The organism is Priestia sp. 10L35, assembly GCF_056395685.1.
On the sequence record NZ_JBFTKA010000010.1, the window covers coordinates 34,754 to 47,509 of the forward strand.

The following is a 12,756-nucleotide window of genomic DNA, read 5'->3' on the forward strand; positions in this document are numbered from 1 at the left end:
TTTTAAAACAGAAATAAGTTTTTCTTTTTTTGCGATCTATATTCTCTTTTTCATAACGCCCCAATCTTAATTGATATATAAATTATGATAAAAAGAAGACATGAGAATATAAAGACTCTGTTTCAAAATTTTATCCAGTATAAGTTGGCTATAGCAATCAAACTAAAAACTATAAATCTTGCAATTTTTAAAGGGTGAGTAATTTTATATTCAACAAAGGGGTTAATCTGCCTTATTACCTATGCAAAGATTAAATTATCTGTGAATGCAAGAACTATCGCAAATCGTAAGACATTATCATTTAACTTAACGAAATCAAAAATTAAATAAATAAGAAAAATTCATACATAAGCTAAAATATAGTTGCAGCAAAACACAAAAATTAAGTTATTATTTATTGTGGGGGTGAAAATTATGAAAGTAGCAATTTTAACGTTAGGCAGTAGAGGAGATGTACAGCCTTATATTGCACTTGCTCGAGAAATGATTAAGAATGGGCATGAAGTAGTTATTTGTACAGGTGCGACGTTTCAACGTTTTATTGAAGAAAATAGGGTTTCTTTTCATCCCGCTTCTACTGATTTGATGGCAATAATGGAGAGCGAGGAAGGAAGAGATATACTTAATGGTAAAAGGTTTTCACCTTTTAAGATAATGAAGTTTTTAAAAGAAAAAATTGCTCCATCCTACAGAAAAAGTATGGATGATTTTTATCAGGCTTCCCAAGGAGCAGATCTAATCATTTATCATCCTAAGGCTCTTGGTGCGGTTGATATTGCTGTGTACTATCATATTCCTTGCATTTGCTTACCGCCCGTTCCAATTATGTACCCAATTACAGAGTTCCCAAATTTCTCTTTATCGTCAAAAAAAAGCTTTGGCTCTACATTAAATAAATTATCCTACAAGCTAATAAAATTCAGTGAATACCCTTTTATGAAAGAAATTAACGATTTTAGAGAAAAAACGTTAAAATTCCCAAAGAGAAAAGCCGGACTTTACACATATGACGTAAACGGTGCACCTATTCCTATACTTTATCCGATTAGTCCTTTTCTTTTCAAAGAAGTAGAGAGTTGGAAAGGTTCTGTATTTCTACCAGGGTTTTTCTTTTTAGATGTAGAGGAAGAGGTGCTACCCAATCAAATAGAAAACTTTCTAGAAAAAGGAAAGAAGCCTATTGTAGTATCATTTAGTTCTATGCCTTTAAAGAGTCCATCAATTTTTAAACAAAAGTTGGTTCAGGCATTAGAGGAGACGGACAATCGCGCAATAGTGTTAACAGGAACAAGCGGTATGAAGTTTAATCAACAAGAGAATATACTCGCCGTTGACCAAGCACCCCATAGACTTTTATTTAAACGTGCTAAAGGCATTATTCATCATGGAGGTGTTGGAACAATGTCTGAAGCTTTACTGAGTGGCGTACCACAAATTATCGTTCCGTTTACAGTGGATCAACCGTTTTGGGCACATCTCCTCTACAAAAAAGGGTATTCATTAAAGCCGTTACAAGAAAAAAATCTCCAAGTATTCGAATTGGCTCAGGCGTTAGAACAAGTAGAAAATAAAGAGTATATTGAAAATGCTCAACAAATAAAAAGCATCATTCAATCGGAAAGTGGTGTATACCAAGCGGTGAAACATATAGAAAGCGTAGTACATAACGCAAAAAAGAAGTAAAATATCAAAAACTATAAAGCAGGCAAACATTCCAAGGAGTAGTTTTTACGACTACTTTAACGATAAAGAAGATTTATTCATGCATCTTTTATCTATGTTCACCTCCAAGAAAATAAGCTGGTTCTCCATGAAAGCCGTGATCTTCATAAGGAGCATCATCCCCCTGATAAAACACGTCAAATGCTTTTAGGGCGTTCAATTCCTCATCCATAGCAGAAGAGGAAAAGAAGTTACCAAGGGGTGACTTCTTTTTTTATCCAATAAATAATATAATTTAGCTTTTATATTTTCCGTTCCCGTGCTCATATCCATATAAAATCATGAATATGTTTTTAATACGTCGTTAAGCGTTTCAGCTAACTACAAAAAAATATAAAAATTTATGTTGACAGGGGAACCATATGATTTTATAATTATCCTTAATTCAAGATATTTTAATTCGAGATTTTAAAGTGATGAAAAAATAGGAGGAATAAAAAATGGTGAGCATTGGTTTATTGTTAATACGTTTAGTCATTGGATTATCTTTTATGGCACATGGAACTCAGAAATTATTTGGATGGTTTGGCGGCCACGGCTTAAAAGGAACGGGCGGCTGGTTTGAATCCATCGGAATGAAGCCAGGTGTTAGAATGGCGTTAATGGCTGGATTATCCGAGCTAGTAGGCGGAGCTTTATTTGCTGCAGGACTTCTTACACCGCTAGGAGCGCTTTTGATTGCCGGAACAATGGTCATGGCGATTGTGAAAGTACACGGTCCGAATGGATACTGGGCAACACAAAATGGGTATGAATATAACCTTACGCTTTTAGTTGTAGCAATCGGTGTAGCAATTGCAGGACCAGGTTATTATGCACTAGATACGTTTATTTTCTAAAAGAGAAAATGGGTTGAATAAGAAAGACGCTTTTATTTTTTGACTAATATCTCGAATTCGAGATATTTATGATAAATAGTTGTAATTTTAAGAGGGATAACGAAACATTTGACGAAAAATGTATCGAAGGAGATGGTAGTAATGAGTAAAAAAACAGAGGGTATTCATCATATCACGGCGATTGTAGGTCATCCTCAAGAAAATGTTGATTTCTATGCGGGCGTGTTAGGATTACGCTTGGTCAAACAAACGGTAAACTTTGATGATCCAGGAACGTATCACCTTTACTTTGGGAATGAAGGGGGAAAACCTGGAACGATTATTACATTCTTCCCGTGGGCAAATGCACGACAAGGAAAAATAGGTGACGGGCAAGTTGGCGTAACTTCATATGTGGTTCCAAAAGGTGCGATGGACTTTTGGGAACAGCGATTAGCTAAGTTTGGGGTTCCAGCTACAAAGATGGAGCGATTTGGAGAACAGTATTTAGAGTTTGACGACCCTCATGGTTTACATCTAGAGATTGTGGAAAGAGAAAAAGGAGAAAAGAATACGTGGCAAGTCGGTGAAATTAAACCTGAAGTGGCTATTAAAGGGTTCGGAGGCGCTACGTTATTATCTGTTAAGCCTCATGAAACAGCTCAGTTATTAGAAAACGTAATGGATCTACAAAAAGTAGGGCAAGAAGGAGATTTTATACGTTTTCAATCATCAGCTGACATCGGAAATGTGATTGATTTAAAATTAACAACCATTGGACGCGGGCAAATGGGCGTTGGAACGGTTCACCATATTGCATGGCGAGCAAAAGATGATGAAGATCAATTAGAATGGCAGAAATACGTAGCCGACAGCGGATACGGAGTAACGGCTGTTCGAGATCGAAATTACTTTAATGCGATTTATTTTAAGGAGCACGGAGAAATTCTATTTGAAATTGCAACAGATCCTCCAGGCTTTGCTCATGATGAGTCACTTGAAACAATGGGAGAAAAACTCATGCTGCCTGAACAGTACGAAACCCATCGAGATCAAATTGAAAGAGCTTTGATTCCTTTTGAATTGAGAGAATTAGACTAAATTTTACTAAAAGAATTCTTTTAGTAATGGTAAAATGCTAGTTCAATCCCGAATTAGGTACAAAGAAGGAATTAATTTATCTATATATAAAACTAATATCTATATTTGAAACACCGTGGTAATATGAAATTAATTCCAAGTAAGGAGGTGAATAGATGACAAAAACTATTGGTCTTATTTGTGGAAGCTTACGAAAGAATTCGTATAACCGAATGATTGCTGAGTCATTGACTACATTAGATGACTCAGCTCAATATCGCTGGATTGAAATAAGCAGCCTGCCTTTTTTTAATGAAGATTTAGAAGCTGACGGATCACCAGAATCTGTCGCATCCTTTAGAGCTGCGATTCAAGATGTTGATGGCGTTATTATAGTTAGTCCAGAGTACAATTCAGGAATTCCTGGAGTGTTAAAAAATGCCTTGGACTGGGCATCAAGACCTCGGACCTCTTCTGTTTTAAACAGAAAACCAGTTGGCCTAATTGGAGCAACTCCAGGAGGCTTCGGTACGGCTTTTGCTCAAATGCAAACGAGAGAAGTACTGGAAGCTATGCAAGTCAACGTTTTACCATTTCAAAAAATGCTGATTTCGCAAGTTCATGAAAAAGTTGATGCTCAACAAAAAGTACTAACCGATGAATCAACAAAACGTTATCTTCAGCGCTACCTACAGCAGTTCATTCATTGGGTTGATCAAGCGCCTGTTCCTGTTCTAGATTAAGAGAGAGAACACACCTCACGAACCTTCACCTCAGAAATAGCTTTTCTTTCTATACATGTTTTACCTAACAGATCATAAATGAAATCCAAAAAACCGCTCAAATTATAGACCGCTTGTAAGGAATGGAAGAGGTACATGTATCCTTACTTGCCTTAATTTAAGGAGGATTATAAAATGTCTGATCTTTACTCTCGCCTTTCAAAAGATGATGCTGCCGTGCTTTTAGTTGACCACCAAACGGGGCTTATTTCTGGCCTTGTACGTGACTATGGTGTTGATGAATTTAAAAACAACGTATTAGCTCTTGGTGATACGGCTAAATTCTTTGATTTACCGGTTATTTTAACAACTAGCTTTGAAAATGGACCCAACGGCCCGCTCATGCAAGAAATCGTTGATCTGTTTCCTAATGCGCCAAAAATAGCTCGTCCTGGACAAATTAACGCGTGGGACAACGAAGAGTTTGTTAAAGCCATTAAAGCGACCGGGAAAAAACAGCTAATTATCGCCGGTGTAGTGACAGATGTCTGCGTTGCTTTTCCTGCACTTTCTGCCATTAAAGCAGGCTACGAAGTGTTTGTTGTGACGGATGCTTCCGGAACGTTTAATAAGCAAGTCGCAGATGCAGCATTAACGCGTATGGCTCACGGGGGCGCACAGCTTATGAACTGGTTTAGCGTAGCGTGCGAGCTGCAGCGTGACTGGCGCAACGACGTTGAAGGTTTTGGCAATTTAATTTCTAGTCATCTTCCTGGTTATCAAAACTTAATGGGCAGCTATAGAGGAGCTCAGCGCGATTTCAGCAAGCAGAGTGTCTAATAACATAGCATGCTAAAGGTCGTTCTCTTTACATATAAGACATGAAAGTAGAATGGCATCTGTGGATCATTTATGTGACGGAGAAAACGTAACGACATAAAAGTAATTGTTAGATAGGTGAGCCGACTGATGAACAGCTGGCTCACCTATCTTTTACTACGCTACCTGTCATGAAATATGCGCCTCTTGTATATAAAATAAAGTATATTAACGACAGCTTGATAGATGATAGGAAGGGATGCGGAGTAGTGGAAGAAAAAAAAGTTACGTGGCTGGAGCTTTTTTATGATTTGTTATTTGTGGCAGCCGTTGCGACTGCTACGCATGTTTTGCTTCACGTTGAACAAGGGTATATTCATGGAGAGTATTTGTTAAAGTTTGTACTGATCTTTATTCCGATATGGTGGGCGTGGACGGGACAAACGATGTTTATCAATCGATTTGGACAAGATTTTTTGCACCAGCGCATCTTTATGATTCTTCAAATGCTGTTTGTTCTTATCATGATCTCAAGCTTGTCCGTAGATTTTGATCAATATTACGTGTCTTTTTTGATTGGCTATATCGGGCTAAGAGCGTTAACCTCGATTCAATATCTTATTGTCCAAAAATTTGAACAGAGTGAGAGAAAAAAAGTTGCTGTGTTTTTAGGAACATGCTTTGGAATTGGGATTGTTATCTCGCTTCTGTCGCTCTTTTTTGATTCATGGGTCCGCTACGCCGTGTTATATACAGGAATTGCAGTGGACATGATTTTACCTATTTTAGGACATAAGCGACTGGCGAAATTACCGACCAACACGGCTCATTTGTTAGAACGCTTTGCGTTACTAACATTAATTTTGTTTGGAGAATCCGTTGTCAGCATTCTTGCTGTGATACAGCCACAAAAAGGGGACTGGAATACCATTTTATTTTCGGTTATTTCATTTGTCCTGATCATCGCCATGTGGTGGCAGTACTTTGAGAACGTAGAAAAGAAAGTGAACAAGTCTATTCAAAGAGCCGGACAAACGATTATTTACGGACACTTACTTATCCTCATGTCTCTAAGCATGATTGCAGCATCGATTAAGCTCATGTTTTTACATGAAGTTCAGTACACATTCAGCTTATATTTTGTATTCGGATCCGTGCTGCTTTACTTCATGGCAACCACTCTTGTTTTTCACCAGTATAGATTCGAAGAACATCGTTTGAAAGTGTATCATTTAGGCTTGTTTTTAGGGATTTTAGCTGTGTTTTTTATTATTAACTTACTTTTAGTCGTCCCGAACACCCTCATCATAGGAGAGTTAGCCATCTTTTTTATTATCTACGCTAGGTTTACGACCACTTAACCAAATAAAGAACGACTATATACTGGAGGTAGCGAAATGACAAAAATTAATGTAGGAACAGAAAATGAAGCACCTATTGAACTATACTACGAGGATCACGGGACAGGAAAGCCGGTTGTCTTAATTCACGGCTGGCCGCTAAGCGGACGGTCTTGGGAATATCAAGTTCCGGCTCTTGTTGAGGCTGGATACAGAGTTATAACGTATGACCGCCGAGGGTTCGGAAAGTCTTCTCAGCCATGGGACGGCTACGATTATGAAACATTTGCTGCTGATTTACATCAGCTGCTAGAACATTTGGATTTAACAAATGTGACACTAGTCGGGTTTTCAATGGGCGGCGGAGAAGTAGCTCGTTATGTAGGAACTTACGGAACAGATAGAGTAGAAAAAGCTGTATTTGCAGGAGCTGTACCACCATTTCTTTATAAGTCAGAAGATCATCCTGAAGGAGCATTAGATGATGCAGGAATCCAAGAGTTTGAAAACGGCGTAAAAAATGATCGCTTAGCTTTCCTTGATGATTTTACAAAAACATTTTTTGGGGTTGAAGACGGAAATGACTTAGTCAGCGAACCATTTCGACTTTACAACCGCGATATTGCAGCAGCCGCATCGCCTAAAGGGACGCTAGACTGTATAGCTGCTTTCAGCAAAACGGATTTCAGAGACGATCTAGCCAAGTTTACAATACCTACTCTTATTATTCACGGTGATGCAGACGAAATTGTTCCATTCGAATATAGCGGAAAGCGAACGCATGAAGCCATTTCTGGTTCCAAGTTAGCTTTAATAAAAGGCGGTCCGCACGGCTTAAATGCAACGCATGCACATGAATTTAACGAAGCGCTGCTGTCATTTTTAAGAGACTAAATATAAATGATTATTTTGTAAGTGGAAATCTGACGTATGAATAGGAAAAGCGAAAAGAAGTTGCCGGAGGGCGCTTCTTTTTTATCAGTTCATGCAATTAACAAAGGCATCTGATCGCTCCCAGGATTCTTTAGGGTGACGCATCTGATTACAAATAAAATCCCTAAATAGCTATAATAACTTTTACTTTATTTTTTCTGCTTACCATAATAACTAAAATGATTGATGAAAACAAAGAGCAAACCTTTAATTAAAGGCTGCTCTTTGTTTTCTACATCTTATTTTGCTTCTCTAACTAGAAAAAAATGTCTTAATAGTTAAGTGTGGTAATACAATGCTATTTACGTAATTCTTCTAATTCCGCAAGAAGAGTTTCAATCATTTCATCGCTTCTCCGAAGTTCTTGATTAAGCATATGAATCGTTTCCTCTTCCCAGTTAAAAGGGTTACCATAAGAAGGGGTAATAGGAAGATCTTCATACACATCTCCATTTTCTTCACTGTGTTTTGTAAAATATATAGCAACTTCACACATTGGATGACCAAGAGCAATACGCTGACGCAAGCTCACTTTTCCATAGCCAAATTTACGAGCTGCAATTCCTCCAAACACACTAGACGTCATCTTACATAAATGAGGAGCATCCTGTACGACGTCACCAAATGGACATTGAGTAGCGCTTACAACCACATGGTCTGGATAAACGGACACAATTTCAAAGTGACCTCCAATTGAATTTTTAAGGTCAATTATAACTTCTGCATATTCTTCTACCGTCCACTTTTCATGCTTATCGCTATAAAAGTCTTCCATCCATTCTCCAGTACGAATACCAATTTGTTTAATATATTCTTCAGCTACGGGACCTACCGTTTTTTCATGAATCATTGCGTACTGTGTAATAAGTTTAGACAAAAATACATGTCCGCTTAGCTGACCTTTTTTTAAAGCCATATTGTAAATCCCCCTTTTGTTTTGTAAAAGAGCAAAAATATCAATTCAATAGGCAGCACTTTTTCTATATATCTTTATTTCTTAATTATTACAGATTAATAAGATCGCGTGTTATGTTTTTTGAATTTAAAAATATTTTTTTCTAAATACTGGCTTCTTTTTAAAAAGAAAGAAGGAGACTAGCATAATGAGCCTTATAGGAAATAAAAATCCCTTAGAAGCTCATCAGTTTCTAAGAGATTTTAACTGCTCTTTCTAGATATAATTGCTTCAAAAGAAAAGGTAGTACAACTCACTAATCTGTTAAAAAGGACCTAATAAAAAGTTCAATATAGTGTTTTGCAGGTCCTCATGAAACTCCTTGCGATTAAAGCCATCCGGGTCCTGAGAGGGAAGAAAGGTAGGAGATTTCATAAAGTCGGGAAATGGGCTGAGAAATGAAAAATGCCCTCCGTTTTTTACAGCTATATGCTGAACTTTTTCCGAATCAGAAACCCCATTTAACACAAATTCCCCGTGAAAAGAAGGAGTAATCGTATCCTTTTCGCCTGTAATCATTAAAATAGGTATATTCACGTCTTCAAGAGCGCCTTTTTCCCTGAACCATCCGGCGGCTGGCGCTAAAAGAATAAGTGATTGAACCCGCTTATCATGAGTAATAGATAAACAATAAGGCTTTTGATCAGGAGATTCAGAAGGAAAAGAAGTGGGAACTCCACCTGCTACAGCAAGAGCCGTATATCCTCCCATTGAATGGCCAATAAGAGAAATATTATTTGATTTAATGGATGGAGAAAAGGAACTTTCTTTTAAAAACCAATCAATTACAGTACGTATATGGATAGGCCGATTTTTTAGGTTATCTATTGTTCCAGATAGCGTATTATCCTCTCGATTATTAAAGAGATGCTGCGGTATCCCTACAATAAAACCATTACGTGCTAAAAACTGAGCAATGGTTCGATAAGCAAGAGGCGTGCTTCCATCTCCATGAGAAATAATGACTAAAGGAAATGATCCATTTGAAAGCGGAGCATCTTGCGCAGCGCTTATCGTGTAAGGTCCTATCTTTTCAACTTGTTCTTCTTTATATGTAGGATACATAATAAGGAGAGGCAAGGCGTGTTCATTTGCTTGATCTTCTATATCTACGAATTGACATCCGGCATAAAATGACTGTCTTTCAAGTTTTCTTATTTGCACTTATATACTCCTCCTTACTTATAACAATCTTTATTATAACAAACTTATATATGAAATTTTTTTGATTTAGCTCTCTTGAAAAAGAGTAATTAACCTTTATTTTAATTATTCGTCGGGCTGTTGTTGTATCGATAAAGCACATTATGATAACTAAATTTATGCATGCACTTATATAATGAAGACAGTGATATTTATTAAGGGGGAAATAAAATGCATTGTTTAGAACCAAAAGATTATTACAAGATAAATAACATGTTAGAAGCGTCATTTAAGACTCCTACATTTGCTTTTTCTGTCGTTAATCATGTTATTCCAGGAGCTGTGTACGTAAATGATATGATGAGTCCATCATCAGGATTTCTTAGAATAGGTGCAGGTGACTATTATGTATTTGGACAAGGGAATGACGTGGTATTTAATAACTTTATCTATCGTTATTTTGTTGAGAACGTGTATGGTAAGGAGAAACGGTTTACGGTTTTTACTCCATCGACTGACTGGGAAACTGTTTTTGACGAGACTTTCAAAACGTATGTAAAGAAAATGAAACGTTCTAAGTATAGGTTTCTTCCTTCAAAAGTTCATTCTACGTACAGCCTGTCCAATCTCTATGAGTTAAAAGACTTTAACGCTGATGCTTTAAGGGAAAGTGAGAATTTCAATGAATCATATATAGTGGAGTACTGGGGATCAGAGAATAATTTTCTGAAAAATGGATTAGGAGTTTGTCTTATCCATAAAGGAAAGATTATCGCTGAATGTGTGTCTATTTTTCATAGTGGAACCATAGCTGAAATCGATATTGTGACTAATTCTAACTATAGAGGACAAGGATTGGGAAAGATAGTGGGCCAGACGTTTATAAATAAATGTTTAGAAAAGAATGTTATGCCTGCTTGGGATTGCGATAATAACAATAAAGCCTCGAAAGCACTAGCCAATAAACTTGGGTTTTCGAATGAAGAGGATTACGCTTTATATGTATTAAAATAAAAAGAGAATGAGACATAAATAAATCAATACAATCTACAGACGAACGAATGGAATGCATGAGCGAATGGCTTATTACACCGCGGTTGATTCTCGTGCAAGACGTTGCTTTCCGCAGGCGGCCGATAAGCCTTGCCCTCTAATTACCAGCACACAAGATGATTTTACTGTAAACTGAATCCTATGCTCGTTAGGTTTAACAGTATCTACTTTATTAAAATATCCTGAATTCTTATTTGGGTAGGAGGACCTTATGATATCGTTTAATAGAATTATAAAATTGCGGGATTTGGAAATTTTTCGAGTGTCAAAAAACGGAACTATCTTTTCTTATGTAGTCATAGAAGACACGAGAAAGCCATTTACAGAAGAAGATAAAAAACTAGATCCATTATGTTATATGGAGGAAGAAGATATTAACGCGATTTTAAATGTGTTTAGGATTTCATTAATCAATGATGAAAAATTAAGTGAAGAAGATTCACTTTTTCTAAAATCGTTCTTTTCAGATTTTGTTAACAATACAAATTTAACGAATTTTATTATTACGGAATACATTCAAGAAGATTTGTATGATCATGACGTTAATATAAAATTTTTCAATAAAATTTTAAAGGATATAGGTTCAAATTATATTATTGAAGAATTTGATGAAATGAACTGGATTTATTTATCTCAAGATTAAAATATAACGATGGGTACTATATACAAAGCTAATTTACATAAATACTTTTCTGGAAACTCAATTACATTTATTAATTTAAAAATATTCAAAAAAACGCCATTATAGTGTAAAATTACACTATAATGGCGTTTTTTCTTAATGGAAGGAGAAAGAAATGAATAAAAAGAGCATCTGAACGAATAGTTAGATGCTCTTTTTATTGTCTAGAACGATGAAGTATGTTCTATATATGAAGAAAAACAATTTGAACTAGGCATATTTTGTATAATATGTTTCTAGAAGCGAAATCGTATAATTTTAGGGAATAGGAGTACAAAAATAGCATGAAGTGGACGAAAGTAAAGAAAAATATGGAGAATTTATTCTGTGATAAGTTGAAGTATAGATTGAGTATTCATTTCACTAAATATAACGTTTCTCTTGGAGAACAGGCACGTATTTGGATTACTCTAGATAAGAAGGAAATTTTTAATGCTTCTTCAGCAGAATATTTAATGGAACATGATAAACTTTGGGAGGAAGTGAAGAGAAAAACAAGCAAACCCTTTCCAGAGTGTTTATTTGAATGTTTCCCGGAATTCATTGGGAAGGTAAATGATATGGACTACACTGCAAGTATTCTAGAACATAGAGGTGTTTTTAACGTTGATCATGTTTATAACGCCTTCATCCAGTATCCTCAGCTATCCATTGATCGAGCATTAAATTCTGGGAACGTTATTTCTCAAGCTCTTGCATTAGTAGATAGAAGGTTAGGGAAAAGGACGCTGGAAGCTTTAAAGTACAATTCGGACGTGCACCCTTTAATTATGCAAGTTTATGAACTAAGATGTAAGGTTGAAAATATCAAGCCCAGTTAGTAAAAGAAGGAGGCTATACTGTGAAGGCCACAAATTTCTTTATTAAAGATATCAAAGAATTTCAATCCGCTAATAAAAATCTAAAAAATATCTTCAACACAAATAAGGAATTGCCCCATCAAGTATTTAACCAAAGGTGTGATTATTACTTATTTGAAGAGTTCTACTGGGGCGTGTGTGAGGAGTTTTGGCCTACTGTACAATATTTAACAAAAATCTTTAGTGAAAAGGAAGTTACAGTTGCGGTTTTAGATCCACATCCCACAAATTATTTTTATAAAGAGTTTGGCTATTTTAATTACTTGAAGCTTCCTGCTTCTTTATCAAGTGAAGAGTATAGGACTGTCCTAGAAATTGGACCGGAGGACTACCCTGCGGATGCTCCATACTATCATTCAGAAAAAATTGTATGGTTTTCTTCTTCTAAGAAGTGGGCGATATGGGGAGAGCGGAGCTTAGATATATGTGTCATAGGTTTTAATGAATCTGTTTTGTTAGACCATTTAATGAAATCACCATCTAAATGGTCGTATTTAAATGAAGATGTTGAAGATTTAATTGGCTTAAACTTTAGAAATATGAAGCTTCCTCAAGATTTTAAAGACAGCTTATCAAAAAACTATGCTCATGATAGAGATAGTGGATGAGTATTATATTAATCTGTAAAA

At 36.2% G+C, this 12,756-nt stretch carries 13 protein-coding genes and 1 pseudogene; 11 read left to right on the plus strand and 3 right to left on the minus strand.

Features of this window, described 5'->3' with window-relative positions; genetic code table 11:
- The first annotated feature begins 414 nt into the window (after positions 1–414).
- Positions 415–1,683, plus strand: coding sequence for a glycosyltransferase (locus AC1DEF_RS24970; protein WP_097823042.1), 1,269 nt, complete (start codon positions 415–417; stop codon positions 1,681–1,683).
- A gap of 97 nt (positions 1,684–1,780) precedes the next feature.
- On the opposite strand, the pseudogene AC1DEF_RS24975 reads toward AC1DEF_RS24970, so the two are convergent.
- Positions 1,781–1,891 (minus strand): annotated as a pseudogene (locus tag AC1DEF_RS24975) (peroxiredoxin); the annotation flags it as partial.
- Between the two features lie 271 nt (positions 1,892–2,162).
- Here AC1DEF_RS24975 and AC1DEF_RS24980 point away from each other — a divergent pair.
- The 6 genes from AC1DEF_RS24980 to AC1DEF_RS25005 all read left to right on the plus strand — a co-directional run bounded on the left by AC1DEF_RS24980 (position 2,163) and on the right by AC1DEF_RS25005 (position 7,395).
- Positions 2,163–2,561, plus strand: coding sequence for a DoxX family protein (locus AC1DEF_RS24980; RefSeq protein WP_013084346.1), 399 nt, complete (start codon positions 2,163–2,165; stop codon positions 2,559–2,561).
- A 141-nt stretch (positions 2,562–2,702) separates the two neighbouring features.
- Positions 2,703–3,641, plus strand: coding sequence for a ring-cleaving dioxygenase (locus AC1DEF_RS24985; RefSeq protein ID WP_097823041.1), 939 nt, complete (start codon positions 2,703–2,705; stop codon positions 3,639–3,641).
- 155 nt (positions 3,642–3,796) lie between these two features.
- The gene (locus tag AC1DEF_RS24990) at positions 3,797–4,363 is read left to right on the plus strand and encodes an NADPH-dependent FMN reductase (protein ID WP_028409904.1); all 567 of its coding nucleotides are present in this window, start codon (positions 3,797–3,799) and stop codon (positions 4,361–4,363) included.
- Between the two features lie 174 nt (positions 4,364–4,537).
- Positions 4,538–5,182, plus strand: a complete 645-nt coding sequence (ycaC, locus tag AC1DEF_RS24995) for an isochorismate family cysteine hydrolase YcaC (RefSeq protein ID WP_097823040.1) — start codon at positions 4,538–4,540, stop codon at positions 5,180–5,182.
- Positions 5,183–5,430: 248 nt separating this feature from the next.
- Positions 5,431–6,522 carry a low temperature requirement protein A gene (locus AC1DEF_RS25000; protein ID WP_141235301.1) on the plus strand — a complete coding sequence of 364 codons (1,092 nt, stop codon included), beginning with the start codon at positions 5,431–5,433 and terminating at the stop codon, positions 6,520–6,522.
- A 36-nt stretch (positions 6,523–6,558) separates the two neighbouring features.
- The gene (locus AC1DEF_RS25005; RefSeq protein ID WP_097823038.1) at positions 6,559–7,395 is read left to right on the plus strand and encodes an alpha/beta fold hydrolase; all 837 of its coding nucleotides are present in this window, start codon (positions 6,559–6,561) and stop codon (positions 7,393–7,395) included.
- A gap of 337 nt (positions 7,396–7,732) precedes the next feature.
- On the opposite strand, the gene AC1DEF_RS25010 is transcribed toward AC1DEF_RS25005, so the two are convergent.
- Both AC1DEF_RS25010 and AC1DEF_RS25015 read right to left on the minus strand, forming a co-directional pair.
- Positions 7,733–8,350 carry a methanogen output domain 1-containing protein gene (locus AC1DEF_RS25010; RefSeq protein WP_043980926.1) on the minus strand — a complete coding sequence of 206 codons (618 nt, stop codon included), beginning with the start codon at positions 8,348–8,350 and terminating at the stop codon, positions 7,733–7,735.
- Positions 8,351–8,653: 303 nt separating this feature from the next.
- Positions 8,654–9,553, minus strand: a complete 900-nt coding sequence (locus AC1DEF_RS25015; RefSeq protein WP_097823037.1) for an alpha/beta hydrolase family protein — start codon at positions 9,551–9,553, stop codon at positions 8,654–8,656.
- A 210-nt stretch (positions 9,554–9,763) separates the two neighbouring features.
- Here AC1DEF_RS25015 and AC1DEF_RS25020 point away from each other — a divergent pair, with 210 nt between their 5' ends.
- The 4 genes from AC1DEF_RS25020 (at position 9,764) to AC1DEF_RS25035 (ending at position 12,735) form a co-directional block, all read left to right on the plus strand.
- Positions 9,764–10,546 carry a GNAT family N-acetyltransferase gene (locus AC1DEF_RS25020; RefSeq protein ID WP_097823036.1) on the plus strand — a complete coding sequence of 261 codons (783 nt, stop codon included), beginning with the start codon at positions 9,764–9,766 and terminating at the stop codon, positions 10,544–10,546.
- A 250-nt stretch (positions 10,547–10,796) separates the two neighbouring features.
- A complete protein-coding gene (locus tag AC1DEF_RS25025; RefSeq protein WP_097823035.1) occupies positions 10,797–11,228 on the plus strand; it encodes a terpene synthase in 432 nt (143 codons plus the stop codon).
- 323 nt (positions 11,229–11,551) lie between these two features.
- The gene (locus AC1DEF_RS25030; RefSeq protein WP_097823034.1) at positions 11,552–12,088 is read left to right on the plus strand and encodes an SF0329 family protein; all 537 of its coding nucleotides are present in this window, start codon (positions 11,552–11,554) and stop codon (positions 12,086–12,088) included.
- 20 nt (positions 12,089–12,108) lie between these two features.
- Positions 12,109–12,735 (plus strand): hypothetical protein, encoded by a 627-nt coding sequence (locus tag AC1DEF_RS25035; protein WP_097823033.1) that lies wholly within the window; start codon positions 12,109–12,111, stop codon positions 12,733–12,735.
- Positions 12,736–12,756 lie beyond the last annotated feature (21 nt).